Below are 25,889 nucleotides of genomic sequence, written 5' to 3'. Positions count from 1 at the left end.
GGCAAGTCTCTGTAGCGGGCTGGGCCCGGTGGATCGATATATATCCTAAAAGCGCCGAATGACCTTCGATAAATAATTTCTGGGAATAAGCATGTGCCAAAACATGCGGCGACCGGGGTGGGCCGAGGGGCGGGAGGCGGCAGGCCCGCGCTGGGCGGGGGCTGCCAGGGCAGGGCGGGGCGGCCCTGCGGGTGCGGTGGAGGGATGCGAGGAGGGCGGACCTGCGACATTGCCTCGCGCGCGGGGCTCATTGCGAGTTCATGCAGTTGATCACGCTGGCGTTGGTGATGATGTCCTTGCCGTCCGTGTAGAGCGTGATGCTGCAGAAGTAGTCGAGCACGGTGCGGTTTTCGTAGTAGCCGGTCTCGCGGTACACCGGCTCGCTGCCGACCTGCGCCACGCCGGCGACGCCACCACCGCCGACGCCCACCCAGGTTTCCTTCTGGCCGACATATTCCTTGCCGGTGCTGACGAATACCTGCTCCGGCGTCACGTGGGTCTGTACGCGGTTCCAGGCATAGAAACCACCGCTGCCGTATGAGGACGGCCCCATGCCCTGGTCGGGCTGGCCGAACAGCTCGAAGGCCTTGCTGGCCGGTTGGCCGATGAGCTTTTGCGCGGCCGCGCGGACGCCGTTGTCATCGGTATGGGTCGGCGTGGGGACTGCGCATGCGCCAACGGACAGAGCCGCTAGAGCGATGAGGGTGAGCTTCAGTGAAGACACGTTTCACTCCTTGTGATGGCAAGAATCCTTCAGCGGGCCTGGACTCTATTACCCGCGCCGACCGCGGTCGATTAGGGCGAGTGTGCTAGTGGCGAACGGCTGTACCTTCAAGGGTGATTGGGCGTGAGCCCGCCGATGCCGCGTCCAGGTGTCGGGAAGCGCTTAATCTCGGGGCAATGGCGCACAGGTTGTTCGGCATTCTCGCGTTATGGCTTAAAGTCGCCGGTCGCCGAAAGAACCGTCATGGCCTAGCCATGAAGGGCTTTCATCCTTTACGAACGAATGGGATGAAGATGAACAGGCCTTTCATTTCCCTGTGCCCTGAAATTACCCGGGCAGATGCGCTGAAGCTGATGGATTGGTTGGAGGATGAGCGCGTCACCAGCTACCTCAGCGATTCGCGGGACGTCTCCCGTTCCATCGAGCAGGCCATGGAGCGGACCCAGATGCCGATCCTGACCCATCTGTTCAACGGCGACGGACGATTCTTCATGGCCTATGACCGGCAGGACACCCCGGTGGGCTTCGTCCGTCTCATCAAGAGCGGGTCGTGTTGCGAGATCGTCCTGGCGATCGGGGACAGCGGCAAATGGGGCCGGAACCTGGGCGCCCGCACCATCCGCGAGGGCATGAAGCTGGCCTTCCTCGACATGCGGGCCAAGAAGCTCATCGCCAAGATCCACCCGGACAACACCCGTTCGCTGAAAGCCTTTCTGCGCAGCGGCTTTCAGCGCGAGAGCGAGACGCCGACATTGCATTCGTTTTCCATGACGGCGGGGCGCTATCTCCAGCTCCTGCGCGAAGGTGCCGTGAGCGACGCCACCGGTATCTGCATCACCGAGATCGACAAGGCCCGGCTCGAAAGCCTGCTAGTGCTCGAGGAAGGCCCGGCCGTCGTCGAGCTCGAACACGAACTGGAGCGAGCCATGGTCGTCCAGCCGCAACAGGTGGCGCGCAATGTCGTGACGATGAACTCCAGGGCCTTGCTGCAACTGGACGACGAGGAGATCGAAGTGGCCCTGGTCTATCCCGAGGACGCGGACAGCCGTACCGGGAAGCATTCGGTGTGTTCCGACATCGGCGCCGCCATCCTGGGTTATCAGGAGGGGGACGCCATCGACTGGCGTATCGCCGATCGGACGCGAAGGATCGAGATCAGGAAAGTGCTGTACCAGCCGGAGGCAGCGGGCGACTTCCATCTCTAGCATTCGTGCAACTGGCGACGATCCCAGGGACGGGAAATCGTTCGTTTGACGAAACAGGGAGGGCTGACGAGTTCATGGGCCAGACTCATCCATATGCTATTTAACATAATCTACATTATGAGTAACCCCAGGTGCGAACCTCTGAGCCCTGGGCCTCTGTGACGATTTTCGAAAAAGTAGACTTTTTACTTTTAAAAGAAGACTCAGCAAAATCAACGGGCTAGATAGCTCCACTGGTGCGCGAGAGTCTCCTCAATTCTGAAAAAGTAGACTTTGCCTGACGGACCGCGCTTGATTTCGCAGTGCTGAGCAGCCTGTATCACCAGCCCGTGTCCATTGAGTACGCCTGCCAATGATTTCAGTAATGTTTGAGAATGCGGCGCTTGCCAGAGCCAAACATGTACTCGATATGCAGATCGAGGCATCCAACAATAAGTGCAAGCATAGGTCGGCCATCGCGTCTGCCGGTTGCAAGAAGCTGCCACTCGCGGAGATCAATCGATGAGGGCGCTGGATAATTCTGCGGATGTGTATGCCACTCACCCACATAACGAATCAGGCCACCGCTCTCTTTCCAACGCTTCATTGCGAGCCTGTGGTGAAAGCATGGCATGCGTTCGAAAAGGAACCTGAAGCGTCTGTCCCAAGCAGAGGGCTCAGTGGCCTCAATTATCTCTAAGTGCTCACCACGTACATGGCCGAGCAGAATGCCCCCTGCCTCTGTCGAACTCTCTCCCTCCTGAATGTAGCGCCTAAAAATCTCCATTGGCTGCTGCTGCAGATACACGAGTTGATCAGTACCAGGCACCGTCCATGTGCTCACGAACTGCATACAGGACATCCGGGGTGCTTCAAGGGCGAGCAGTCTGTCGTTTCCAGTTCGTGATTTGTGTCTGTCAGCCGAATAGAGAGGGCGTGCCATGGCTTACCCCCAACCCATGCAAGTGCGGCCTCTAACGCTAAGGCAGCAGCCTGGATCGAAACGGACGCAGGAAACGGTACGTAGAGCCCCTCGCACCCTTGGCCTGCGAAAATCGGCTTCAAACCACCGCGCACAGATACCAAGCCGCCCTCACGATTGTGTTCAAACAAGCATCGGTAGCAGCCTTGCCTGGCGTTCTGCTTGGTCAACGTGCGAACAGCCACGCCAGCTCCTTCAATCCACACATGCAAAAGTGGGCTGGAAGCTGCCTTGGCAAGCCAATGTCCGAATGCCTCCTCTCCAGTTGCATCAATGATCAGGTCAAGGCCATCGAGATTTACATTTTGGGCCTTATTGACAAATGGGCGCACCTTCACTGCTGGCATGGATACCTGCAACTCATCTGCCAGTGCAGAGGCCTTGTCTTGGAAAACTCGATTGAACCCTAACCGATGTCGACCTAGGTTCTGAGGCAGCAAATAGTCATCGTCGATCAGCAGGAGCTCGCCCCCTCCAAGGCCTGCTCCTGCCTTCATGAGCATTTCAGCGAGGTATCCTCCAATGGTGCCACAGCCAATTAGCCCTATACGTTTACCCACAAGAGTGGTTTGACCAGGGATATTGCGTTCGCACACATACTTATCATCTAGGCGAATCATCTCCAAAGGCTCAATGGGGCAGTCGAAGATAGGCAGTCGCTGATCAGTAGAGCGTTGGTCTACAGGGCGGTTGCGTTGCAGGTCGTAAACGAGGAAGCCATAGATATAGCCAGTTTTCTGAGCCTCGATAACGATTACGATGCCATACGATTGCTCTCGATATGCAGCGATGATCTTGTCACGCACCTTGCGCCGACAAGCATCATCTAATTCACCCTGCCAATCCAAAACCTGCTCAACAGTTTTAGGTGGCCAGTTCGTCTGCAACGGCCTCGGTGCCGCGCTTGACGTTACCATCGCCACCATTGAACTAAATGCTTCGACTTTTCTTCCTTCACGGGCAAATTTTCGCCGGCTACGTTCTGCATCGTCAGTTAGCAAGTACATTTTGTTATCAGAGAACTGGAGCATCTCCAGTGGACCTGATGACCGGCGTTCGACGTCATGGATACAGTAGGCGCCATACCAATAGAGGAAAAACTCCTCTTGCAGATCCTCAACCATCCTGCCGGCGAGAATTTGCTCAAGTACGTCTGTCGCTTGCAGCAAGGACGTACGTGTTTGCCCTACCGGGTCATATACATCGACAACCTCAGTACCTGGCGCTACATAACACAAGAAACCGCTTGGCCCTAAGTGAGGTACTAAGCGCGGAAGATGGGCGGGGACTGGTGTAAGCCGCACTCTCAAGCGGAGTTCCAAAGACCGATCTATCCATATCTCACAGAGTGCTTCACCTTGCGTAGCCGTCTTCAACACGCCAGCCATAACGAGCCAATCGAAGTCCGGTTGCGGATCAATCTTGGTAAAACCCCACTCTGTCATATGACGTACCACGTCCGGCAAGGCGCTCATACCGCTAACCTGCCTTGGTGCGCTTGACTGGTTCTGCAGGTCCCGAAAGCGGCGCGATCGCAGCCATGGATGGAGGCAGCGTATCGAGGTTCGACTTCATGCGGTGAGGCTCATAAGGGAACCGGTCACCTAGCATTCGAGTCAGCCAACGACAAGCTGTGTGTGGATCGGTTGCGTTGATGGCGCCCTCAAGGTGCTGTGCGAAATCACGAAACTTCTCGACTGCTTCAGCAATAGCATCTTTGGTGATGTGTGCAGTCAGCGATGCCTCGGGGTCGATAGGGCTCATGACGCCCTTTTCCAGCGCCGCCGGAATACCCTTCACGACGTTCAAGAGCGACTGATCATCGCGTTTGTCGACGAATTTGAAGAGTGGGCAAGCTGCAGCCATCAGAAGGATCGAGCTTGGCCCTTTGTCATCCCATTGCTTATCTCGGAACGCTTTGAGGTAACGCACGATCCGAACAAGTTGATCCCCTTTCTCTTGAACTTCTCGCTTGAACCAGTTTTTCATCGCCATGGGGTCAGACTTACGCCAACCTTGCTTGCGATCAGCCAGCAAAATTTTATCCGATGGCACCTTTTTCCAGCTGTCCTGCTCCGAATTAATCGCGCTGTCGAAAACTGCATAACCGCGGCTTTCCATGCTAGCTTTGATCAGCAAAAACTGGGTATCGGGAATCACATACAACGGAAGATCAATGTGGGCCCTATCAGAAATTGTGACGCGCACACATGTATCCTTGCGCTCGGTGTACCATCCCTTAACTCTGCACATCGGATTAAGAACATTGATGACAGCATCGAAGAACAGTGTGATCGCAAGCTTGGGACTGCTCTCCTCCCGCATCACGCTCAAGGGGAGATATACACCATCATCGATATCCGACTGCTGAGGTGGTGTTATGCAAGGACTATTGAGTGTCTTGTAGGCCCGCGAGCCCTGGATGTAGAACCGTGGTTCACAGATCTCACCTTCCAAGCCTTCATCACGAAGCGCCTGGGGTAGATCGGCCTTTAAGGCTCTTCTGATTTCCTTCCGAGCGCCATCGATATCAGCAAGCTCGTCGGGAGTTAGGTTGAGCCCATCAAGGAAGCAGGCCTCCCCGGTCGTAGTAAACAGCAATGGACTGAAATTTGGCATAAAGCCTCCGCTCAAACGCTAAATGAACGGTGCCTGCTGCAATTGCTGATCCACCCAGCGAGACTACTGAACGCTCCTGCATTTCGCATCTCGCGATTGCAACCCTACGCCACCATCAATTCCAAAGGGTGCAATCCATACCTCACAAGCATCAGCTACAGAGCATGACAGCACGTATGGAGCACTATCGTGCCATCATACCAAATGTGGGTCAATAGCTGTGAATTGACACCACATATTGTGATTTCGCACCGACCAGCACCGCTCCCCTCCCCCTAAGCCGCGCTGTTTCTAGTGAATGTAACCTTCCCTGCTGTATTGAGCCCTTCTGTCCACTTTCGGTCAGTGAAGTAAGTACCCTCCATAAATAGCTCTCCGTCCGCTTGCTTGACGATAACTCGGGCTGCTCCGTTGTGAGTGTTGGTGTCGGTAGAGACGGGAGCCAGGGTGTAATTGATGAACATGTAGTTCAACTCGAAAAGCCCAAGCTGTTCACTAGGGCGAACGAAAACGTTTATCGTTTTGGATTCGGAGTACTTGTCTTGCGATTCGAACTCCATCGTGACGCTGAAGAAGCGAGACTTAATACGCACCTTCCCGTGCACTGTGAGTAACGCGGAACTATCTCCTTGTCCCAACCATTTCTGCATCACACCCCAGTTCGAGTCCAGGCTGATATCCCATTCACCGTCAATCGGCGGAAACAGTCTGCCAATGAAGGTACGCCTGCACAGCCATGCGAATGCGGGTGTCTGCCCAAACAGGTAAAGGAGAACACTCCCAAATACCACACTTGAAGATACTGCACGCCACAAATCTGGTACTGGCCCAGACAACAGCGCCGGAATATCGCTGTTGTGAAGCAGCAGAAAGACTCCCAGACAAAGGGTAGCGAAAAGAGTGAGGGTCCTAGAGAGACCTATTACTTGATACATGCTGTTTCTCACTATGCGAGATGTAATGTCCTACCCTATACGGTCAATCATGTGCTGTGAATCACCCCCTGAGCCTGACTACTTCCTTCATCGGATACCACAGCATGGCAAAGATGCTTGCTAGGTTGATCGTTTACCAATCTAGGCCAGAAAATGAAAGAACTGTCACTCAGGGCGACTTCAGTTTGCCCCGTGCTGGCGTTCGCTGCCATTGCGCGTCAGGCGTCCCTAATCAGCTGAGCTACAGGCGCCTGTTCAGCCATATAAATCTACTGCGGTTGGGGGCCTGCTTTAATTGCTCTAGGTTGCGCCTGCCTTTTGATGCGCGGCTTTCGCTTCAGCGGCGAGGTCTCGCTCAGTCGTATCAGTTGCTGCGCCAAGGTGTCAGCCCGAGCCTCTTGCGCAGCAATCCGCTGTTCCGACCGATGCAGATCAGCCTGGGCACTATCCAGCTTCCTCTGCAGCTTTTCCAGCTGGGTACTAACTAGCTTCGCTTGTGTCGCACTGGCTTTTCGCTCCTCCCGAGCGCGATCAACTTCGCGATGAGCCCTTTCCTCTACCTTGCGGATATACGCATCCTGCGCAACGCGATCTTGTTCGGACTTAACCTGAAGAGCTTGTAATTTCTCCTGCAGGCCTTTCCCGTGTTCTAGAGCGTCGTTACGTTCACCTATCAGCCCCTCACGTTGAAGCTGTAGATCCTCAATTTGCAACCCACGCTGCTTCAAGAGCAGCTCCAGGTCAGCCAATCGAACCTCAATGGCCTGACGTGCCGCCGCCGCTTCATCGGCCTGCTGCCGATAAGCCGCTGATTCTTGCCTGGCTTGATCTTCGGCCTCGGTAATCCTCTTCATTTCAGCCGTTAAAATTTGCCGCTGCTCACTCAAACCAAGCTCTGCAATACCTTGAGCCAGAAGCACTGCCTGCTGCCAAGCGGCAACAAATGCTTGCGATACCTCCCCAGGGAGAGCCGGTAAACGAGATTCACCATTGAGGCGCTCGGCTAAGCGTCCCCACCACTGATCCAGTAGTTTTCCCACTCTCGCCGGGCTGCCACGCCCCAACTCGAGACGAACTCGTTCGACAGTTGGCCGCTCGCCGCGAGCTAGAACTGCATCTGCAGCTGCGAAAACTTCCGATTCAGGTACTCCTACCGCCATATGACACCTCAGACTATATTAGGTCTGATACTAAGCAGTTATCAGACTCTATTTGTTCGTTTATGGAAATATAATACGTTGGACGTAATAAAAATGCAGATGCATTGGCCGAAAATCGACGAAGTGCCTCTCGACCCACAGGCACTTTCGTCAAGCGCCCAGGAGGCCGTGGCGGGCTTTGTCATTAGCGGCACAGCCGCCAACACCGTGCGCAGCTACCAAGGCGCTCTTAACTACTGGGCGGCCTGGCTACATCTCCGCTTCGGCCTTGCCCTGGCGACGGCACCAGTTCCCGCGTCAGTAATCATTCAGTTTGTGGTGGACCACATGGCCCGCCCCTTGGAGGACGGCGCTTGGGAACATCTGTTGCCGCCAGCCATTGATGAGGCTCTAGTCACCGCTGGCGTAAAAGCCAAGTTGGGTCCGCTGAGCTACAACACGGTCCGCAATCGCTTGTCGGCCCTAGGCAGATGGCATCGCTTCAATGACTGGGAAATCGCGGCGGAGGCTCCAGCAGTAAAAACTTTGCTACGCGATGCGCGAAAAGCACAGGTGCGGAAGGGAGCTGTCGTGCGCAAAAAAACGGCGGCAGTGATCGAGCCACTGGAGGCCATGCTCGCGACTTGCACCGATGGGACCCGGGGCATTCGTGACCGAGCCCTCCTCTTACTGGCATGGAGTGGCGGCGGTCGCCGTCGCTCCGAAGTAACCGGGCTTCAGATCGAGGATGTGCGGAAGCTGGATGAAAACACCTGGCTTTATTCACTCGGCGTTACCAAAACCGAAACCAGCGGAGCGCGACGCGAAAAACCCCTGGTGGGACGTTCTGCGCACGCGTTGTCGGCGTGGCTCACAACAGCTCCCGCCGATTCGGGACCACTTTTTCGGCGTCTGTACAAAGGCGGCAAAGTTAGTCCCTTCGGACTATCCTCTGACCAGGTGGCTAGGATTGTTAAGCGACGAGCTAAATTGGCGTCATTGGACGGTGACTGGGCAGCACACAGCCTACGCTCAGGCTTTGTAACCGAAGCAGGGCGACAGGGTGTGCACTTAGGTGAGGTGATGGCCATGACAGAGCATCGCAGTGTCGGAACAGTCATGGGGTATTTCCAGGCCGGATCCCTTATGAAGAGCCGTGCCTCGATGCTGTTGCAGTCCCCTCCTCCCACTTCTGATCTCACGGACTCATCCGACTAGTAAGCTCGGGAGAAACTGTTCAGTACCCAATTGAACGGAGGTCCGCAGGCATGAGGGAAAAATACGGCTTTTCACAGCTAGTTGACGCTAATTTGCGCTTGCCCTCAGTTGTGCGTCGACCTGTAGCGCCTGACGCAACGACCGAGCAGGCAATCGAGCACTTCGAGGCAGTTTGGGGTGGGTATCTACCAGCAACCCCCTCAGACATTACCAAGTACTTGGTTAGCTATGCAGGTAAGCTCGCCACTTCTGTGCTCAAGCTGCACGTGGCTGCGCTGTCACGCTGGCATCTTGATCAAGGCTATGCCGATCCCACCAATGCAGTGGTGGTTCATGACGTACTCAAGGGCATTCGTACCCTGCATCCAGACCCAGCCCCCACAAAGCTGGCGACCCCTACGCAACTAGATCAACTGGAGTTGGTGCATTGCTGGATGGCGATGCAAGCGCGAGTAGCTGAAAAAGCTGATGATAGGGCTGAGTTGCTGCGATGCCGGCGGGATATCGCGCTGCTGCTTATTGGGTTCTGGCGCGGCTTTAATGGTGATCAGCTCAGCCGCCTGCGGGTTGAACATATTCAATATGAGCCCAGGGTCGCGATACGTGTGTATCTGCCGCGTGTCCGGGCTGGTCGCCGCTTTGCTGAGCAGGCCTTTTCTCTACCAGCACTAAATCGGTTATGCCCGGTACAAGCCTATGCAGATTGGCTTGACGTGGCAGATATCACCCATGGTCCGGTGTTTCAGGCCATCAATAGATGGGGAAAATTGAGCGAGACGGCCTTAACGCGTCAATCAATGACTCGAGTGCTCCAATCTGCGCTTAAACACAATGTGCCCACCGCTTCTAGGGGAATATCCGACTGGGTATTCTCATGTGGCTGGAACCTTCACGCACTGATGAACTATGTCGGATGGCAGGACGAGCGGAGCGCACTGCCTTATCTCGACTCGACAATGAGCTTTGGCGGTTTGGAAGATAATCCAAGCTGGGTGACTGTTAGGTCGTGGCCCAAGCATCAATAGCGCTAAGATACTAAACTAAAGCTAATAGATTTTATCGCGAGCCTGATTCTGTAACGATTTCATCTGAATCGAGCATGAGCCAGAGCTATCGATCAATACTCATGATTGAGGTCTAAAAATATTACATCTTCTTTGCTATGAATGTAGCGCCCCATATCTGTATAGAATACGGATACCGACATAAGCCCAAGGTGAAATAGAGTACAGAAGTGCCGTAGATGCTCAATCGACTGCTCTTCCATTGTTAATACCAGTCTATGCTTCAGTCGTTCAACTGTAAGCGTCCGCCGAACTCACCTTGCGTGATTCAGGCAGGCGCCCACTGATGCGGCAGCAGTTGGCCGACCTCACTCGCCCGCTGCGTCGGCAGGCGTGTCAGCACGTCCTTGAGATAGGCATACGGATCATGCCCGTTCATGCGGGCCGACTGGATAAGGCTCATGATCGCCGCCGCGCGTTTGCCGCTGCGTAGCGACCCGGCAAACAACCAGTTCGAGCGCCCCAGTGCCCAGGGCCGGATCTGGTTTTCGACCTGGTTGTTGTCTATGGGCACAGTTCCATCTTCCAGGTAGCGCGTCAGCGCTACCCAGCGTTTAAGGCTGTAATCCAAGGCTTTCGCCGTGGCCGATCCGTTGGGCACAAGATCACGCTGGGCCAGCATCCAGTCATGCAGTGTATCGAGGATCGGTGAGGCCTTTTCCTGTCGTATTCGCCAGCGTTCTTCATCGCTCATGTCCCGTGCTTGCCGTTCGATTTCGTACAGGCTGCCCATCGCGTGCAGTGCTTGTTCGGCCAACTGGCTTTTGTTTGCAGCGTGCAGATCGAAGAACTTGCGGCGGGCGTGGGCCATGCAGCCGATTTCGGTAATGCCTTGCTCGAAGCTGGCCTTGTAGCCAGCGAAGTCGTCGCAGACCAGCTTGCCATTCCACTGACCAAGAAAATTGCGCGCATGCTCGCCGGCACGGCTGGGACTGAAGTCATACACCACGGCCTTCAGATCGGCGAAGGGTGTGGTGCTGTAGGCCCAGACGTAAGCCCGATGGGTTTTCTTCTCGCCTGGGGTGAGCATTTGCACCGGGGTTTCGTCAGCGTGGATCACACGTTGGCCCAGCACGGCTTCGCGCAGGGCATCGACTAGCGGCTGGAGCTGCACGCCGGTTTGTCCGACCCACTGCGCCAGTGTCGAGCGAGCGATGGCCAGGCCGGCACGGCCAAAGATTTTCTCTTGCCGATATAGCGGCAAGTGGTCGGCGAATTTGGCCACCATCACGTGAGCCAGAAGGCCGGCGGTTGGGATGCCCTTGTCGATCACCTGGGCCGGCACGGGGGCCTGGATCAGTGTTTCGCACTGGCGACAGACCCATTTCCCACGCACGTGCTGTTCGACGGTAAACACGCCCGGCGTGTAATCCAGCTTTTCGCTGATGTCTTCACCGATGCGTTGCAGCTGGCAGCCGCAGGCGCATTGGGTGTTCTCCGGTTCGTGGCGGATCACAGTGCGCGGAAATTGTGCCGGCAGCGGTGTGCGCTTGGGCTGTTGGCGGGGTTCGGCTGGAGCAACCGGGGGATTGACGGCTTTCAGCTCCGCCTCGATGGCGGCGATGTCAGTGTCGAGCAGGTCGTCCAGCAAGCTACCCTGGTCAGGGCTCAGTTGCTCGCTACGCTTGGCAAACTTGTGCCGTTTGTACCAAGCGATTTCGTGTGTGAGCTGCTCAATGATGGTCTGATCACGGTGGATTTTCTTGCCCATCACGTCGACCTGCGTGAGCAACTGCGCGGCCAGTGCGCGCAGCTGGTCAGGTGTCAGTTGGTCGAGATTGGGCGAGGAGTTCATGCTGCTGATTGTGCCAGAGCAGACGCTCTGCGCAGATACACCGATGGGCTAATGGCCGGTGCTACAGCACTGTGATTGCGCCGCCCGCACCGACCCGCTGCCAGGGCAGCCCCAGTACCAACGCCTGAAGTTGCTCGGTGTCGAGTTCAACTTCCGAGCCGTGGCGGATGCCTGGCCAGTGAAACTTGCCCTGGTTCAATCGCCGCGCGGCCAGCCAGATACCCACGCCGTCATGCACCAGGACTTTCATGCGGTTGGCGCGGCGATTTGCGAACAGATAGGCGCAGTGCGGCTTCGCCGCACCGAACACCGCCACCACGCGGGCCAACGCGGTTTCAGTGCCCGCGCGCATATCCATGGGTTCGGTGGCGAGCCAGATACTATCGATACGGATCACTGGGCGAGCCCCCGGACAAAGCGGGCGCATCCTTCAGGATCGGAAGCTGGCCATTTCACTGTGATCGATTGCTCGCCCAGCGGTAGCTCGATAATCACAGCTGGTTCAACTGGTCGTTTTGGCGTAACTCTCGCAGGAACGAACGCCGGCAACGCCGCTGGCAGTTGATCTCGATAAAGCGGTAGCCACTTGCGAATGACGTTGGCATTGATGCCGTGGCGGATGGCAACGCTGGAAACGGTCGCACCGGGTTGCAGGCACTCCTGAACAACCTGGGCCTTGAACGGTTTGGGGTAAGAGCTTCGTTGGCGCATGGAAATCCCGGCGATAAGGGCTATCGCGTCCGCTTAAAAATACGCGGACACCATCGCCCTTAATGCTGGAGTTCGGAAGGTGAGTTGGCCGGACGCTTACGTTCAACTCGGCGCGAGATAGCGCCGTCCTGATTGACTAGCGTATGCATGGTGGAAGGAAAGCTCCAAAGTGCGCCGCTCGGATGCAAGTAAGCCATCAGTCCGTCTTTCAAGCTCAAAATGATGTTATGGCGGTGGCAGAAGGGATGCTTAGGGGGCTCTTCGTTGTAACAGCCAACGATATCATGCAAGTGCTTCTTCACGTCAAAGTTGAAGGATTCACAGATTAGAAACGTGAAGAGCTGGTCTCGCTCATCGCATTCGGGTTCGAATGTGCTGCCATGCAATCCTCCTGCTTTGAGCGTATACGCGTACGCGGGCTGATAGAGCGTATCCCGAAGCGACTTGAGCTTCGCCAGCTTGCGCAGCGATTTCTTCAACTCCGCCAGGGTCAGATGTGACTTGATCTCTCCTACGGCACAGACCGACTCGATTGGAAAAAAACGCTGGTGATGATCATCCCGAATCAACGGGGTGACAGTCTTATCAAATAGGATGATGTCGCACTGAGTGCTGATCTTACCCCCGGAATTCACAACAAAGCCTGTATCCACGCCCATGCGTTCAGGGGCGAACAACTTGAGGAACTCACTTACGATTTTTTCGCGATATACGCCAAATTCTTGTGAGTGCACCAATTTGCCGTTCTCATCCACAAACAATTGTCGCGAACTATCAATAAAGGACGCTACGAAGCTTCGGATTTTCTGATCGAGCAACGTTGAAAATGCATTTTCTGCCTGCTGTCTGCTCATTAAAACTTCCATCTGTGTTGATGTAGAATTCGCAAGTGGATTTAAGCAGCCTGTGCACGATATGGTGTTATCGGCCTCTGACTTAATAAACCCAACAGGGAAAACCTCTCTCGGACAGTCTCTGCGTGGGTGCTAACTAACTCGCCTTCTCTGCATCGACGCCTGCGCCCTAGCTACAACGTCCGCAAACGTACGATGAGATCGATCTGCCACCGCCATACCAAGAAAAAGAAACACCGGATTCTCCCCTTCGTTTAGCAGGTCACTATTCCTCACTCGATGATATAGGGTCTCATCAGCAACTGCGCTTTTGTAGACCGCATCTAGTCGCATCACTTCATCCATAATTAATCTAAAAACTGAGCAGCCGAACTCGAAAGACTCCTCCCCACTTGGGAAGTACCCCTTATGAATAACCAGGTTGCGGAATTTTATTTGAGATTGACTTAATGTCGGAGGTTCCTTACCTTCTTTCAGTGTGCGCACGCCGATATACATACCAAGTTGTCGCTCCGACTGAACCGATACCAGTTTCCACATGCGCTCGAACGCCTTGGGGTCGACCCCCTCAGACCTTAGCTGGATGCGAATTGAGAACTCGTATAAGCGCTCGAGTGCAGCCGCAAAACTGCTAACAGACTCTCGAAAATAGCCATCCACAAGAGCCTCCAGACCGCTTTCGAAAAGCAACTGGAAGGGGAGATTATCGAGCATCACCACAAGCTGATGTCCTGCTGGGCACATGGCTCGGTATAGCCCATGATCTTGGACGTGCATTGCTCTAGTCAGAATTTCTATGCCATCAGGACCAAAGCCTCCATTCTTTTCAGCTGCTGCCTCTGAGCACTGGGTGCAGGGAATTATGATCTCCAAAATATTTCCTTCTTCAGCTTTTGCTCCGTCTACAGTCGGCCAACCACGTACAGGAATCGTTCGTTTGTAGTGGTTGGTCTATCTAGAGCGCATTGACCGATATCGACTACACCCACATGAGCCAAAGCTTGTTTGCAGATGAGCATGCGGCTGGCCCTCTACATCTGTTGATCTAAATACTGATCAGTTTTTTCTACTAGCATCCTGAGGAACCGAATTGCACGCTCCAAATCATCTCGACGTACGAGGTGTGCCGCTGGCGGCCCGTTGAGCATCACTTTTGAGCGGTGAACGGCGCTTCCTCGTTTACCTATCCAGCCGTCGAGGGCCTTTCTATTCGTTGCAGCATCAGCGTTGATACTGACCCAAGCTTCCGTGACGTCTACGCCTAAGTAGTCCAAGAAAAGCTGCTTGGTTTTGCTGGAATCAGGGTTGTGAAAACGCTTGAGCTCAATTTCGAGCTTCTTGCGTATGAAATCTCCACAGTGGCTGCCGGCGATCAAGCGAAGTTGAATGCGAAGGGCTTCGTTGATGCGATCCTCAACATAGGTTTCCCAGGCAGTGAGGGCCATCACAAGCCCTGCACGCTTCAGCACCTCGGCATTTGCTGGAGGCGCGCTGCTGTTAAGCGCATCGAAATGTTCAAGAAGCTCTTCGGCATCCTTGATCGAGTACTGGAAGGCCTGCATCGCGTTGGACATAGAAGCTCCTTTTCTATCAGCCGGTGGGTTTCGAGCAGTACACAAGACAATCTGGATAACCTGAAGTGGTTTCAGGGGGCTGCTTCCTTGGGAATGGACAGCCATACTGGACTGGATTCATCTTGCGGAGTCAAAGCAATGGCCACACCCAACACCTGGCGCGCAGTATGCCAAGATCCAGGAGATGGTAGCGGAGATGCCGTCGTTGAGCTCCCCCCAGAGCTTTTAGAGACACTTGGCTGGTCCTTGGGGGACTAGCTGGTAATTGAGCGCAACGAGGAAGGGATAACTCTAAGGCTCAAGCGACGAATGATAATATCGCCAACCCGCCCTGACTGACTTGCACAAGCGGGTCATTTCTGAATTCCGTTGTCCTGCTTCGCCTTGCTCGCCTCTGCCGCTTTCTCCTGCTGATAAACCTTAAGCATGTACTCACGGACGCCTTTGAGCTCCTGCCCCTTGGCCATGGTCAAGCCAGGCAGCGCCACCAAGGCGGCGGCGAAAAGAAGGCTGGTTTTCTTCATGGGGAACCTCCAACGGTGGGTTTGGCCTAGGATCGGATTCAAGCGATCAACGCTGGTTTTGGCATTCGCCCTGGGCGAGATAGCGGATGGCGTGGAGATTGCCTTGGGAGTCCGCGTAGCTGAGCAGCTTCTTCACCGTGCCGCAGTACTTCACACTCGGCGAACGGTAGATGACCTTAGCGACATCCAGCTTCATGCCGTACTTGTAGTCCTTGATCTCAGGTATGGGCTGCTTGACCAGGGCGGCGTAGCTGGTGGTTTCCTTCAGGTTGGCCCTCTCGAACTGCGCTTCGATTTCGGCGCTGGTGGAGTTGCCGGTATTGATTGCGAATGTGTATGGCGTGCTTGCAAGTGCAACCACGAGAACAATCAGTTTCGCAAGTTTCATATGTAATTCTTCCGGTTGTTTATTCCAGACGGATGTTAACAACCGGCGCCTTACACGACCGTTGCGTGACAATTACTTATTTGAAACTTGATTGTCAGAAATAAAAAAGGCGCCTTTTGCAAGGCGCCGCAGGATTCACCTCTTCCAAAGGAGCAATCAGCTACCAAGGTGAATGGGTACATCTGGTGAGATCCAGCGCAAAGAACTCCATGCGAACCTGCCAGGGATGCGTTTCGTTCTGTGCGATACCAATATAAGAAACTGAAACTGACAGGACCGTGATTGAAGAATTACAATTCTGAAAGTTTCAGTTGGGGCCGCATTTGCGGCCCCTTTTGCGTTACAGGACAGTGATCGGGTATTCGACGATCAGACGGAACTCGTCCAGATCCGACTCGTACTGCGTGGCGCGAGTATTGGCTTGGCGAATGCGGAAGGACATGTCCTTCAGCGAGCCTGTCTGCACCACGTATTTCACCTCGATATCACGCTCCCAGCGCTTCTGGTTCGTCAGCGGGTTACCGTCACTATCACGGCGCATGTACACGCTGTTGGCGTTGCTGTAGTCGGCGTCGGTACCTTTGGCATAACGAGTCATGAAGGACAGACCGGGAATACCGTACTCCTTCATGTTAAGGTCATACCGCACCATCCAAGAGCGCTCTTTCGGAGAGTTGAAGTCACTGTACTGGATGGAGTTGTCCAAGAAGATCGAGTCTGCCTGGCGCAGGTAATCGAAGTCGTCGTCGCCATTGTTGCGTTGGTGGGAAAGAGCCACGGTGTGCGCACCGAACTGGACACCGATCTTGCCGCTCCAGATATCGTTGTCGAACTCACCGAGCAGCTTCTTGCCCTCGTCCACGGCCTTGTAGTAGTTGAACCCACCGATCAGCGACAGGCTGTCGGAGAGCGGGTAGTTCAACGTGGTACCGAAGTAGTACTGGTTCCAGGCGTCTTTCAGGCGGCTGGTGTACAGGCTCAGGCCAACGTTTTCATTCAGGGTGTAATCGCCACCGAAGTAGCCGATCCACGGTGCCGCCACCGGGCCTGCGTAGAAGGTCGCGAAGTTATCGCGCATGTCGCTGGAGACAGGCTGGCTCATCGAATGCAGACGACCACCCTGGACGGTCAGGCCTTCGAGGCTGGTGTTGGTGAGGGTCACACCGCGGAAGCTTTCCGGCAGCAGGCGCGAATCGCCGTAGGCGACCACAGGGGTCACGGGGAAGACGTCGCCCACCTTGATCTCGGTATCGAATGCCTTGACCTTAACGGCGCCCCCAACCTTGGTGTACTCGTCACGAGCCTCACCCTCGCTGTTCACCGGCAGCACGTCGAACGAGCTGCGCGCACCGTTGCGACCGCCACCCGTGTCGAGCTTGATGCCGATCATGGCGAACGCATCCACACCGAAGCCAACGGTACCCTGGGTGAAGCCGGATTCGAACTTGCCGATGATCCCGTGCGCCCAGGCTTCGGAGTATCCAGCACCGCCAGCACCGTTCTCGCCGTTGCGGTTGTCACGATTGAAGTAGAAGTTGCGGTTGAGGACGGTCAGGCTGCTGCCTTCGATGAAGCCCTCGCTTTGCTCTTCGGCGTTCGCGAGAGGGCTGATACCTGCCAGTGCCGCGAGGACGGCAAGCGACAGCTTGGTCTTTGAGTTCATGTTTGCTCCATTTGATCGGCAGTTTCTTGTTGATTCGTGGCGGCCTGTTTTCTTGTTGCACTGCGTGTAGTCGGCCGCCCCCTATCCTTACTGCCCGGAGCTGTCTGCAAGATGATTGAAGAATTACAATTTTGAAAGACGACCGGCCGGGGTATGCCCGGCCGGTGTTTTAGAGCGGTTGGAGCGGATCAGGACTCGTCCAGTTTCCAGATCTTGTGCGCGTCGATCAGCAAGGAAAGGTGAGTCCGCAGCGTCTCGACATGCGCACTCAAGGCGTTTGTCGAGGCAGCCACAGCCTGGCGCCGGGCCAGCAACAACGATTGCAGGTCGGCCTCACCCAGCTCGTAGGCACGCTGCATCTGCGCCTCGTTCTGTGCCATCGCCTCGGCTCCATCTTTCGCAATCATGTAGCTGTCATAGGCGCCGGAGGCCTGCGTGACATCACGAGCGATGCGCATCTCCAGCTCACGCTTGACCAGGGCTGCATCCTGCCGTGCAGCTTCCTCCTGAGAGAGTGCCTGGCTGTACCGAGCGCTACGGGTACCACTGGGAATCGGCATGCTGACACTCACACCGTAGATCCGCTCCCGGCTGCCCTGCTCCGAAGTGGTGAAGAGCCCCAGCGTCGGATCGGGGATCTTGTCGGCCTTGGCACGGCTGGCTTGCCCCTGCGACTTGAGTGCAGTGGCCTCGGCGCGACGCAGCTCATCACTCTCCTGCAGAATCCGCTCGCGCCAGCTTTCCATGTCGCCCAGTTCCTTGGACGGTACCGGAAGTGCGACCTTGTTACGCTCGATTCCCGGGAAGCGATTGGACAGGCGCGCCCAACTGGATGCAGCCAGAACTTTCGCGTCATTTCCCTGCCGTAGCAGCTCCGCCTGCTCAGCACGAGCCAAGCTCACATCAAGTTTCGAGGCATCACCGGCACGGCTGCGCTTCTCCACCGCGGCCAGGCTCTCCTTGGCGGATGCCAGCCCTTTGTTGGCGATGTCGAGCGCATGCTCGGCCGCAAGCCAGTCCAGCCAGAGCGCCATCAGCTCCTGCGCCGCCGTGTGCCTTGCCTCACCGTAACCGGCGTACGCCTCCTCAACCACAGCGTTACTGATGTCGTTATCCGCGTTCACCTTGCCAGGCAGCCTGATGGTGCGCTCGACGCCGACGTTCCACTCGTTGTAGTTGGGGCCGCTATCTACACGACGCTGCTGCCCGGTAGCCGTTACGATCGTCTCGTAGGGCGAGCGCCGGATGATGCCTGCCTCCTGCAGAGCCGCTTCCATGCTTGCCTTCGCCGACGCTACCCGAGGGTCGGAATTAAGCAGGGATGTCGCAATAGACGTTGGTAAGGCTTCCTGAATGGGCAGCGTCTGCGAGGCAGCAGAACCACTGGCCCCCATCAGCAGCATCAGAAGAAGGAGTCGTTCCATTACGCGAGCTCTCCGAGCAGGTTGATCTGTGACGTCCAGAAGCGCAGCCCCGTTCTCGGGAACTGCTCACGCAAGGTGTCCAGCAGGTGGATGACGTGGTCCTGGTCAACCACGAGCTGTATCTGCACGGCTCGCGCCCTCCCCATCACCTGCTCGACGGGGTCGAGTGCCGAAGTGGAGAGACCATGTGCAGCAACCGGCGTGCTGGTGAATACCTGAGTGCCGGTAGTCACCAGCAACTGGTCGATCAGTTTTTCTTCAAGACTCGGTGGGCAAAGCAGGGTCAGCCAGATATTAGGCATCAGCGGTCTCCCTCTTGGGATGAGCGAAGCGGAGGTAAAGGATTGGCAGCAGCATCAGGGTCAATGCCGTTACGGTGATCAGGCCGCCGATGACTACGATGGCGAGGGGGCGCTGGATCTCGGAACCAGGGCCGGTGGCGAACAGCAGCGGCACAAGGCCGAAGGCAGTGATGGACGCGGTCATCATCACCGGGCGCAACCGGCGCTTCGCGCCCTGCACCACCACATCACGCAACGCCATGCCTTCGCCGTACAGCTGGTTGAAGTAGCTCACCAGGACGATGCCGTTGAGCACGGCTATACCGAGCAAGGCGATGAACCCGACTGATGCGGGTACCGACAGGTACTCCCCGGTCAGCCACAGGGCGACAATGCCGCCTACCAAGGCGAACGGGATGTTGCTGAGGATGAGCAGCGCCTGGCGCACGGAGCCGAAGGTGGAAAACAGCAGCACGAAGATCAGCCCCAAGGCCACGGGAATGACCACAGTCAGGCGAGCGGCAGCACGCTGCTGGTTCTCGAACTGGCCGCCCCAGCTGATGCGGTAGCCGTTGGGCAGCTCGACGCTCTTGGCCACCAGCGCCTTCGCCTCTTCAACGAAGCCCACCAGGTCGCGGCCTGCGACATTGGCGATCACCACGCTGTAACGGCTACCCATCTCACGGTCGATCTTCACCGGACCTTCGGCACGCTCCAGCTTGGCGACGCTGCGCAGCGGTACGGTGCTGCCATCCGGGGTGGTGATACGAACGGCATCGAACTCGGCCGGCGACGCACGCACCGACTCATCCGCACGGATGAGGATGGGGGTGCGCTGGTTGCCCTCGATAACGGTACCGGCACGCTGCCCCTCGATCTGGGCACGCAGTGCATCCTGAATGGCTTCCACGGAGAGACCGAAGCGGCCAGCCTGCAGGCGGTCGATCTCAACCCGCAGGTACTGCACGCCGTCGTTCTGCACGGTGTACACGTCCTGGTTGCCGGGTACGGTCTTCAGCAGCCCTTCGATCTGCCCACCGAGTTCGTTGAGCTTGGCCAGTTCTGGCCCGTACACCTTGACCGCCAGATCACCACGCACGCCGATGATCATTTCGGATACGCGCATTTCGATAGGCTGGGTGAAGCTGTAATCGATACCGGGCATCGGGTCGAGAACCTTGCGGATCTCGTCCATCAGCTCTTCCTTGGTGTCCATCCGCCATTCACTGGTCGGCTTGAGCAGTAGGTAGGTATCGGTCTGGTTGAGTCCCATGGGGTCCAGGCCGATCTCATCGGAGCCAGCTCGTGCAACGATGCCGCGGATCTCCGGAATGGCACCCATCAGAGCCTTGTGGATCTTCTTGTCCAGCTCAGCGGTCTGCTCCAGGCTTACCGACGGCAACTTCTCGATACCGACGATCAGGTCCCCCTCATCCATGGTCGGCATGAAGGTCTTGCCCACCTGGGTGTAGACGAGCCCGGCAACCACCAACAGCGCAACGGCCATCACACCGATCAGCTTCTGCTGGCGCAGCCCCCATTCCAGTGCCGGGCCGTAGATTGCCAACAGCTTGCGGGCGAGCCAGGGATCCTCGTGCTTCACCTCGCGCAACAGATAGGACGAGAGCACCGGAATCACGGTCAGAGACAGCAGCAACGAACCAGCAAGCGCGAAGACGATGGTCAGAGCAACGGGTACGAAGAACTTGCCTTCCAGCCCCTGTAGCGTCAGCAGCGGAAGGAATACCGTGATGATGATCAGGATGCCGGAGGTCACCGGCACCGCCACTTCACGCACGGCCCGATAGATGATGTGCAGACGCGGCAGCTTGCCTTCAGAGGTATCGGTGGCAAGGCGCTGCACGATGTTCTCCACCACCACCACGGCCGCATCCACCAGCATACCGATGGCGATGGCCAACCCTCCAAGGCTCATGAGGTTCGCGGACATCCCGAAGAAGCGCATGAGGATGAAGGTGATCAACGCGGCAAGCGGCAGCACCAGCGCCACGGTAAGCGCTGCACGGATGTTGCCGAGGAACAGCGCCAGCAGCACGATCACCAGTACCGTTGCTTCCAGCAACGCCTTGGAGACGGCACCTACGGCTTTCTCTACCAAGGAGGAGCGGTCGTAGAAGCTGGTGATCTTGATGCCTTCTGGCAGCGTTGCCTCCAGCTCCTTGAGCTTCAGTTGAACGCCCTTGACTACTTCCTTGGCGTTGGCGCCGGCCAGGCCGAGAACCAGCCCCTGTACCGCCTCGCCCTTGCCATCCTGGGTGACCACGCCGTAGCGCGTGAGCGTGCCGATCTTCACCTCGGCCAGGTCGGCCACCCGCACGGGCGAAGAGCCGTTGGCACTCACTACCACCGCACGAAGGTCATCCAGGGTGCGAATGCTGCCCTCGCTACGAACCAGAAGGACCTCATCACCCTCCCCCAGGCGGCCGGCACCGTCGTTGCGGTTGTTGCCGTTCACGGCCTCGGACAGCTGCTCCAGGCTCACGCCATTGGCGGCCATCCTTACCGGGTCAGGCATGATCTCGAAGGTGCGGACCTGCCCGCCCAGGGAGTTGACGTCGGCGACGCCGGGCACTATGCGCAGCGCTGGGCGGATGACCCAGTCCAGCAGGCTACGACGCTCCACCAACGACATGGATTCACCATCGACGGTGAACATGAACATCTCGCCCAATGGCGTGGTGATGGGTGCCATGCCACCGGAGATGCCTTCAGGCAGGCTGTCAGTCAGATTGCCCAGCCGCTCCGCTACCTGCTGGCGCGCCCAATAGATGTTGGTGCCATCCTTGAAGTCGATGGTCACGTCCACCAGGCCGTACTTAGTGACAGAGCGCAGGATCTTGGTGTCCGGGATGCCGAGCATCTCGACTTCGATCGGTACCGCGATCCGGCTTTCAACTTCCTCCGGGGTCATCCCCGGGGCTTTCATGATCACCTTCACCTGGGTGCTGGCGACATCAGGGAATGCATCGATGGGAAGACCGCGGTAGGCATACCAGCCCGCCGCAGCGATGAGGATTGTCGCCAGCAGCATGAACAGCCGCTGTGACAACGAGAATTGAACGAGACGGCTCAGCATCACTCACCGTCCTCTTCAAGCCAGGCACCCTTGAGGGCAACGACGCCACTCACGGCGACCTGGTCCTGCGGGCCGAGATCGCCCTCGACACGCACCAGTTGACCGGCACTGGCCTGTACCTTCACCGGTTTCGCCAAGAAACCATCGGTGGTGCGCACGAAGATCACCGAGTCGTCCTTGTTGCGCGCAACCGCAGTGAGCGGCAACGACCAGGCCTGGCCAGATGACTCAACGGGGATCTCAACAGTCACCAGCTCACCAGGGCGCAGCAGACCTGCCGATGCACCATCGATCTCAGCGCGCAACACTACGAACTGGTTATTGGCCGTGATGGTCGGGCTGAGGCTCAGCACTCGACCAGAGACCTGCTTGTCGGCGACTTCAACGCGAGCACCAGCCTTGACACTCAGGCTCGACGACGCGGGGATCTGCACATCGAGCCACAGGGTGTCGACCTGGGTGACGTTGAGCAGCGCGGTAGCCGCATCCACGCGCTGGCCTGGCCGTACCGAAATCGAACTGACAATCCCGTCCTGTGTAGCGGTCAGAGTGATGGAGTCCGAGGGGATCCCGGTACGAATGACCTGCTCCATCGACTCCTTCGAAAGCCCTGCAAGCGCCAACTCAGACTTCGCCTGAGCCAGGGTCGCCTCTGCCTCTTTCAACGCAGCCAGGGACTCCTGGGCACGTCGCTGGGGGATGATCCCCTCCTCGAAAAGCGATTGCTCACGAGCGTTTGCCTGGCGCGCCAGAGTCGCCCGAGCCGAGGCCTGCAACAGCTGCAACTGCAGTTGGCTCATGGCCGGGCTGGATAGCCGCGCCAGCGCCTCACCTCGCTTCACCGCCTGGAACTCACCCACCAGCAGTTGAGTTACCAACCCCTCCAGCGGTGAGCTGATGACCTGCTCCGATTTGGGCGGCACCACCACCTGCGCCGGGTACCGACTACGCACCTCGCCCATGGCGTTCTGCACAGGGATCAGCTTGATTCCGAGAGCCTGCATCTGCTCCTCGGAGACAGTGAACTTCTCGGCACCAAGAGCGGTTCCGGACAGGAGACATGCACAGGCGAGCGACAAACTTTTCACATAGCCCAACTGTCTATTCACTTTCATCGGAAAACTCCCATGCAGCACCATGTAAAGGACATGATTTCGACCTGTTTCTTGTAAAAGGAGATGGGATGCAGTGCGGCAGGACCGACCATGACGAGTGGCATCTCCACTCATCCGTACTTCCCATTGCGCGATAAGCTGATGACGTAGAATTTCTCTACGTTGGAAATTCTAAGTGCCAGCGACTGTCAGGAACGTGGCGCTTGAATTACAAATCTGTAGGGTTCATCCACGGTCAGTTTTTTCGCGCTAGAATCGCCCAAGACCCCCGCAGGACAAGGACTTCACTCAGCGAAAGAGCCTGCCGATACGGCACCATCGCAGAGTGCGACAAACTGACGCGGAGTTTGGGTATTGCATCATTTCGACAGGAATGGATGAGCCTTGACGCAATGGACCGCAACTAATTGAAAGGCCCATCCGGATAATTCTAATAATTTTGTAATTCAACTTATTTTTAAATTATTCGAGTGAATCAAAACATGCGTGTACTGGTTGTAGAAGATGAGTCGAAGACAGCCGAATATCTTCAACAGGGTTTATCAGAAAGTGGGTATGTAGTTGATCGGGCCGGGAATGGAGTCGACGCTCTTCATCTTTTCAGTCACAACACTTATGGCCTCGTCATCCTCGATGTGAACCTCCCCGGCCTCGATGGCTGGGACGTGCTGGAACACATCCGGAAAACGAGCCGCGTCCGCGTCATGATGCTCACTGGCCGAGGCCGGGTGAGTGACAAGGTCAAGGGCTTGGATGGCGGCGCTGATGATTACCTGGTCAAGCCGTTCGAGTTCCCGGAACTACTGGCTCGTGTGCGCTCCGTATTGCGCCGTGGGGATGAGGTGGCTGACACGCCCACGCTTCGCGTAGCTGACCTGGAGCTCGACCCCGGTCGTCACCGTGCTTATCGCGGCCCCAACAGGATTGACCTCACGACCAAGGAATTCACCCTGCTGCACCTGCTCATGAGCCGGGCAGGAGAGGTGCTTACCCGCTCGCAGATCATCTCCCTGGTCTGGGACATGAATTTCGATTGCGACACCAATGTGATTGACGTCTCCATCCGCCGACTGCGCGCCAAGATCGACGACCCGTTCGACGTCAAACTGATCCATACGCTGCGTGGCGTGGGCTATGTACTCGAGGACCGTTCATGAGTACAGACAGCCTCGCGACCCGCCTCGGTCTCAAGGTGGGTCTGATGAGCGTCGCCCTTGTGGCGCTCATTGCCACTTTTGGCTATGTAATGCTCGATCAAGGCCTGGAACGCATTGCCAAGGCCAGCGTCGGCAACAAGATGGAAGGCGTGGCACAGAGCCTGTCCAGCGCCCTGAACCTGAGCGACGTGAACTCCAAGTCCCACGTGCTGGTAGACCTGGCCATGGGGCATAACAACCTCTACGTCAGCATCTTCGATTCAGCGAAAAGCACCCAGCCCGTACTGACACTGGGCTCGAAGTCGATCACCTTCGAGCTCCATCGGTTCCCCGCCCACAAGGAACTGGCCTTCCACGAATGGCTCGACCCACTCGGCCGACCGATGCTCAGTGCTGCCCAGATCATGCAGCTCAAGGACGGCACCGAAGTCGGCGTCTATCTGACAATCGACCAATCAGCGGATGCTGCCCTTCTGGACGACCTGCTGAAGTGGACGCTGGTCGCCTCCCCCTTCCTGCTCCTGCTGATCCTGATCGTGGCCTGGTGGACAGTCCGTCGTGGCCTGCGTCCGCTGACCAGCTTCCTGCGGGTTGCCTCCAAGATCTCCACCGACAACCTCGAACATCGGCTCCCGACGGACAAGCTTCCTGCAGAGCTACGCGAACTCGCGAACGGCATCAACTTCATGCTTCATCGCCTGGACAACGGGGTTCAGCAGCTCTCGCAGTTTTCCGATGATCTGGCCCACGAGCTCCGCGCTCCCATCACCAACCTGATGGGCAAGGCACAGGTGACCCTGTCCCGCCAGCGTGCCACTCAGGAATACCGTGAAGTGCTTGAGTCCTGCACCGAAGAGCTGGACCGGGTTACTCGAATCGTTTCGGACATGTTGTTCCTTGCGCACGTAAGCCATCCAGCCTCACAAGTTCAGTTCGACACCGTAACCCTCAATGACGAACTGCAACGGGTAGGCGATCTGTTCAGCCTCAGCGGCGACGAAAAAGGAGTGAGCCTGGAGTACTCAGGCACTGGCCTGGTACGAGGCAATCGCCTGATGATCCAGCGCGCAATCTCCAATCTCCTGTCCAACGCCATCCGCTACTGCCCTCCTGGAGCCAGCGTCTCGATGAAGATCGACCAACGCGACGGCCTGGTGCGTCTCGCGGTCGGCAACCCCGGCCAGGGGATAGGCAACGAGCACCTGCCGCATCTCTTCGAGCGCTTCTACCGGGTGGACAAGAGTCGTGCACGCAGCGTAGGCGGCACTGGCCTGGGCTTGGCCATCGTGCGCTCCATCATGAGCCTGCACCAGGGAAGCGCCAGGGTCGAAGTGGACACCAACGGCTACACACGCTTCTATCTGGAGTTCCCTGCACTGGCCTCCTGAAAGAAGCATGAGGCTCTTGTAAATGTTATGATATATCTTTTCAAGAGCCTCTA

At 56.9% G+C, this 25,889-nt stretch carries 24 protein-coding genes; 5 read left to right on the top strand and 19 right to left on the bottom strand.

Features of this window, described 5'->3' with window-relative positions; translation table 11 throughout:
• Positions 1 to 247: 247 nt before the first annotated feature.
• Positions 248 to 724: a hypothetical protein gene (locus HSX14_RS15965; protein WP_173180227.1), complete on the bottom strand. Its 477-nt coding sequence runs from the start codon at positions 722 to 724 to the stop codon at positions 248 to 250.
• A gap of 293 nt (positions 725 to 1,017) precedes the next feature.
• On the opposite strand from HSX14_RS15965, the gene HSX14_RS15960 reads away from it, so the two are divergent.
• A complete protein-coding gene (locus tag HSX14_RS15960) occupies positions 1,018 to 1,929 on the top strand; it encodes a bifunctional GNAT family N-acetyltransferase/nucleoside diphosphate kinase regulator (protein ID WP_228723624.1) in 912 nt (303 codons plus the stop codon).
• 358 nt (positions 1,930 to 2,287) lie between these two features.
• Here the strand turns inward: HSX14_RS15960 and HSX14_RS15955 are convergent, their stop codons facing one another.
• The 5 genes from HSX14_RS15955 to HSX14_RS15935 all read right to left on the bottom strand — a co-directional run bounded on the left by HSX14_RS15955 (position 2,288) and on the right by HSX14_RS15935 (position 7,604).
• A complete protein-coding gene (locus tag HSX14_RS15955; protein WP_173180228.1) occupies positions 2,288 to 2,761 on the bottom strand; it encodes a Mov34/MPN/PAD-1 family protein in 474 nt (157 codons plus the stop codon).
• Positions 2,749 to 4,365 (bottom strand): ThiF family adenylyltransferase, encoded by a 1,617-nt coding sequence (locus HSX14_RS15950; RefSeq protein ID WP_173180229.1) that lies wholly within the window; start codon positions 4,363 to 4,365, stop codon positions 2,749 to 2,751. Before HSX14_RS15950 ends, HSX14_RS15955 begins: the two co-directional genes overlap by 13 nt.
• Before the next feature lie 4 nt (positions 4,366 to 4,369).
• Positions 4,370 to 5,509 (bottom strand): CBASS cGAMP synthase, encoded by a 1,140-nt coding sequence (locus HSX14_RS15945; RefSeq protein ID WP_173180231.1) that lies wholly within the window; start codon positions 5,507 to 5,509, stop codon positions 4,370 to 4,372.
• Positions 5,510 to 5,784: 275 nt separating this feature from the next.
• Entirely contained in the window at positions 5,785 to 6,444 is a 660-nt protein-coding gene (locus HSX14_RS15940; RefSeq protein ID WP_173180233.1) for a hypothetical protein, read from the bottom strand.
• Positions 6,445 to 6,713: 269 nt separating this feature from the next.
• Positions 6,714 to 7,604 carry a DNA-binding protein gene (locus HSX14_RS15935; RefSeq protein ID WP_173180235.1) on the bottom strand — a complete coding sequence of 297 codons (891 nt, stop codon included), beginning with the start codon at positions 7,602 to 7,604 and terminating at the stop codon, positions 6,714 to 6,716.
• 93 nt (positions 7,605 to 7,697) lie between these two features.
• Here HSX14_RS15935 and HSX14_RS15930 point away from each other — a divergent pair, with 93 nt between their 5' ends.
• Both HSX14_RS15930 and HSX14_RS15925 read left to right on the top strand, forming a co-directional pair.
• Positions 7,698 to 8,801: a site-specific integrase gene (locus HSX14_RS15930; RefSeq protein WP_173180237.1), complete on the top strand. Its 1,104-nt coding sequence runs from the start codon at positions 7,698 to 7,700 to the stop codon at positions 8,799 to 8,801.
• Positions 8,802 to 8,851: 50 nt separating this feature from the next.
• On the top strand, positions 8,852 to 9,826 hold the full coding sequence (locus HSX14_RS15925) for a site-specific integrase (RefSeq protein WP_173180239.1): 975 nt from the start codon (positions 8,852 to 8,854) through the stop codon (positions 9,824 to 9,826).
• Positions 9,827 to 10,133: 307 nt separating this feature from the next.
• Here the strand turns inward: HSX14_RS15925 and tnpC are convergent, their stop codons facing one another.
• From tnpC to HSX14_RS15860, 13 genes are all read right to left on the bottom strand, one after another.
• Positions 10,134 to 11,660 carry an IS66 family transposase gene (gene tnpC / locus HSX14_RS15920; RefSeq protein ID WP_175384242.1) on the bottom strand — a complete coding sequence of 509 codons (1,527 nt, stop codon included), beginning with the start codon at positions 11,658 to 11,660 and terminating at the stop codon, positions 10,134 to 10,136.
• A gap of 61 nt (positions 11,661 to 11,721) precedes the next feature.
• A complete protein-coding gene (gene tnpB, locus HSX14_RS31225; protein ID WP_003282984.1) occupies positions 11,722 to 12,057 on the bottom strand; it encodes an IS66 family insertion sequence element accessory protein TnpB in 336 nt (111 codons plus the stop codon).
• Positions 12,054 to 12,371 carry an IS66-like element accessory protein TnpA gene (gene tnpA / locus HSX14_RS15910; protein ID WP_003282986.1) on the bottom strand — a complete coding sequence of 106 codons (318 nt, stop codon included), beginning with the start codon at positions 12,369 to 12,371 and terminating at the stop codon, positions 12,054 to 12,056. Before tnpA ends, tnpB begins: the two co-directional genes overlap by 4 nt.
• 59 nt (positions 12,372 to 12,430) lie before the next feature.
• Positions 12,431 to 13,225 carry a DUF6602 domain-containing protein gene (locus HSX14_RS15905; protein WP_173175274.1) on the bottom strand — a complete coding sequence of 265 codons (795 nt, stop codon included), beginning with the start codon at positions 13,223 to 13,225 and terminating at the stop codon, positions 12,431 to 12,433.
• 132 nt (positions 13,226 to 13,357) lie between these two features.
• A complete protein-coding gene (locus tag HSX14_RS15900; RefSeq protein WP_173175276.1) occupies positions 13,358 to 14,098 on the bottom strand; it encodes a hypothetical protein in 741 nt (246 codons plus the stop codon).
• A 158-nt stretch (positions 14,099 to 14,256) separates the two neighbouring features.
• On the bottom strand, positions 14,257 to 14,799 hold the full coding sequence (locus HSX14_RS15895) for a HEPN domain-containing protein (protein WP_173175278.1): 543 nt from the start codon (positions 14,797 to 14,799) through the stop codon (positions 14,257 to 14,259).
• A gap of 353 nt (positions 14,800 to 15,152) precedes the next feature.
• Positions 15,153 to 15,323, bottom strand: coding sequence for a hypothetical protein (locus tag HSX14_RS15890; protein ID WP_173175280.1), 171 nt, complete (start codon positions 15,321 to 15,323; stop codon positions 15,153 to 15,155).
• A 46-nt stretch (positions 15,324 to 15,369) separates the two neighbouring features.
• Positions 15,370 to 15,711: a DUF2790 domain-containing protein gene (locus HSX14_RS15885; RefSeq protein WP_173175282.1), complete on the bottom strand. Its 342-nt coding sequence runs from the start codon at positions 15,709 to 15,711 to the stop codon at positions 15,370 to 15,372.
• A gap of 340 nt (positions 15,712 to 16,051) precedes the next feature.
• On the bottom strand, positions 16,052 to 17,374 hold the full coding sequence (locus HSX14_RS15880) for an OprD family porin (RefSeq protein ID WP_173175284.1): 1,323 nt from the start codon (positions 17,372 to 17,374) through the stop codon (positions 16,052 to 16,054).
• A 188-nt stretch (positions 17,375 to 17,562) separates the two neighbouring features.
• Positions 17,563 to 18,798 (bottom strand): TolC family protein, encoded by a 1,236-nt coding sequence (locus HSX14_RS15875; protein WP_173175286.1) that lies wholly within the window; start codon positions 18,796 to 18,798, stop codon positions 17,563 to 17,565.
• The gene (locus HSX14_RS15870) at positions 18,798 to 19,100 is read right to left on the bottom strand and encodes a DUF3240 family protein (protein ID WP_173175288.1); all 303 of its coding nucleotides are present in this window, start codon (positions 19,098 to 19,100) and stop codon (positions 18,798 to 18,800) included. The genes HSX14_RS15875 and HSX14_RS15870 overlap by 1 nt, the downstream gene beginning before the upstream one ends.
• Positions 19,093 to 22,176 (bottom strand): efflux RND transporter permease subunit, encoded by a 3,084-nt coding sequence (locus tag HSX14_RS15865; protein WP_173175290.1) that lies wholly within the window; start codon positions 22,174 to 22,176, stop codon positions 19,093 to 19,095. Before HSX14_RS15865 ends, HSX14_RS15870 begins: the two co-directional genes overlap by 8 nt.
• Positions 22,176 to 23,291, bottom strand: a complete 1,116-nt coding sequence (locus tag HSX14_RS15860) for an efflux RND transporter periplasmic adaptor subunit (protein WP_173175292.1) — start codon at positions 23,289 to 23,291, stop codon at positions 22,176 to 22,178. Before HSX14_RS15860 ends, HSX14_RS15865 begins: the two co-directional genes overlap by 1 nt.
• A gap of 482 nt (positions 23,292 to 23,773) precedes the next feature.
• Between HSX14_RS15860 and HSX14_RS15855 the strand changes: the two genes are divergently transcribed.
• Complete coding sequence (locus tag HSX14_RS15855; RefSeq protein ID WP_173175294.1) at positions 23,774 to 24,448, top strand: heavy metal response regulator transcription factor; 675 nt, start codon at positions 23,774 to 23,776, stop codon at positions 24,446 to 24,448.
• The gene (locus HSX14_RS15850; protein ID WP_173175296.1) at positions 24,445 to 25,836 is read left to right on the top strand and encodes a heavy metal sensor histidine kinase; all 1,392 of its coding nucleotides are present in this window, start codon (positions 24,445 to 24,447) and stop codon (positions 25,834 to 25,836) included. Before HSX14_RS15855 ends, HSX14_RS15850 begins: the two co-directional genes overlap by 4 nt.
• The last annotated feature ends 53 nt before the right edge of the window (positions 25,837 to 25,889 follow it).

The sequence above is a fragment of the Pseudomonas tohonis genome, assembly GCF_012767755.2.
Taxonomy (GTDB): Bacteria; Pseudomonadota; Gammaproteobacteria; order Pseudomonadales; family Pseudomonadaceae; genus Metapseudomonas; species Metapseudomonas tohonis.
The sequence above is the reverse complement of the archived record's forward strand: the minus strand, read 5'-3'. Positions and strand labels throughout refer to the sequence as shown.

Coding starts and splice junctions, on each gene's coding strand:
- HSX14_RS15960 (WP_228723624.1), top strand. CDS start 1,018: ATGAACAGGCCTTTCATTTCCCTGTGCCCTGAAATTACCCGGGCAGAT.
- HSX14_RS15955 (WP_173180228.1), bottom strand. CDS start 2,761: ATGCAGTTCGTGAGCACATGGACGGTGCCTGGTACTGATCAACTCGTG.
- HSX14_RS15950 (WP_173180229.1), bottom strand. CDS start 4,365: ATGAGCGCCTTGCCGGACGTGGTACGTCATATGACAGAGTGGGGTTTT.
- HSX14_RS15945 (WP_173180231.1), bottom strand. CDS start 5,509: ATGCCAAATTTCAGTCCATTGCTGTTTACTACGACCGGGGAGGCCTGC.
- HSX14_RS15940 (WP_173180233.1), bottom strand. CDS start 6,444: ATGTATCAAGTAATAGGTCTCTCTAGGACCCTCACTCTTTTCGCTACC.
- HSX14_RS15935 (WP_173180235.1), bottom strand. CDS start 7,604: ATGGCGGTAGGAGTACCTGAATCGGAAGTTTTCGCAGCTGCAGATGCA.
- HSX14_RS15930 (WP_173180237.1), top strand. CDS start 7,698: ATGCAGATGCATTGGCCGAAAATCGACGAAGTGCCTCTCGACCCACAG.
- HSX14_RS15925 (WP_173180239.1), top strand. CDS start 8,852: ATGAGGGAAAAATACGGCTTTTCACAGCTAGTTGACGCTAATTTGCGC.
- tnpC (WP_175384242.1), bottom strand. CDS start 11,660: ATGAACTCCTCGCCCAATCTCGACCAACTGACACCTGACCAGCTGCGC.
- tnpA (WP_003282986.1), bottom strand. CDS start 12,371: ATGCGCCAACGAAGCTCTTACCCCAAACCGTTCAAGGCCCAGGTTGTT.
- HSX14_RS15905 (WP_173175274.1), bottom strand. CDS start 13,225: ATGAGCAGACAGCAGGCAGAAAATGCATTTTCAACGTTGCTCGATCAG.
- HSX14_RS15895 (WP_173175278.1), bottom strand. CDS start 14,799: ATGTCCAACGCGATGCAGGCCTTCCAGTACTCGATCAAGGATGCCGAA.
- HSX14_RS15890 (WP_173175280.1), bottom strand. CDS start 15,323: ATGAAGAAAACCAGCCTTCTTTTCGCCGCCGCCTTGGTGGCGCTGCCT.
- HSX14_RS15885 (WP_173175282.1), bottom strand. CDS start 15,711: ATGAAACTTGCGAAACTGATTGTTCTCGTGGTTGCACTTGCAAGCACG.
- HSX14_RS15880 (WP_173175284.1), bottom strand. CDS start 17,374: ATGAACTCAAAGACCAAGCTGTCGCTTGCCGTCCTCGCGGCACTGGCA.
- HSX14_RS15875 (WP_173175286.1), bottom strand. CDS start 18,798: ATGGAACGACTCCTTCTTCTGATGCTGCTGATGGGGGCCAGTGGTTCT.
- HSX14_RS15870 (WP_173175288.1), bottom strand. CDS start 19,100: ATGCCTAATATCTGGCTGACCCTGCTTTGCCCACCGAGTCTTGAAGAA.
- HSX14_RS15865 (WP_173175290.1), bottom strand. CDS start 22,176: ATGCTGAGCCGTCTCGTTCAATTCTCGTTGTCACAGCGGCTGTTCATG.
- HSX14_RS15860 (WP_173175292.1), bottom strand. CDS start 23,291: ATGAAAGTGAATAGACAGTTGGGCTATGTGAAAAGTTTGTCGCTCGCC.
- HSX14_RS15855 (WP_173175294.1), top strand. CDS start 23,774: ATGCGTGTACTGGTTGTAGAAGATGAGTCGAAGACAGCCGAATATCTT.
- HSX14_RS15850 (WP_173175296.1), top strand. CDS start 24,445: ATGAGTACAGACAGCCTCGCGACCCGCCTCGGTCTCAAGGTGGGTCTG.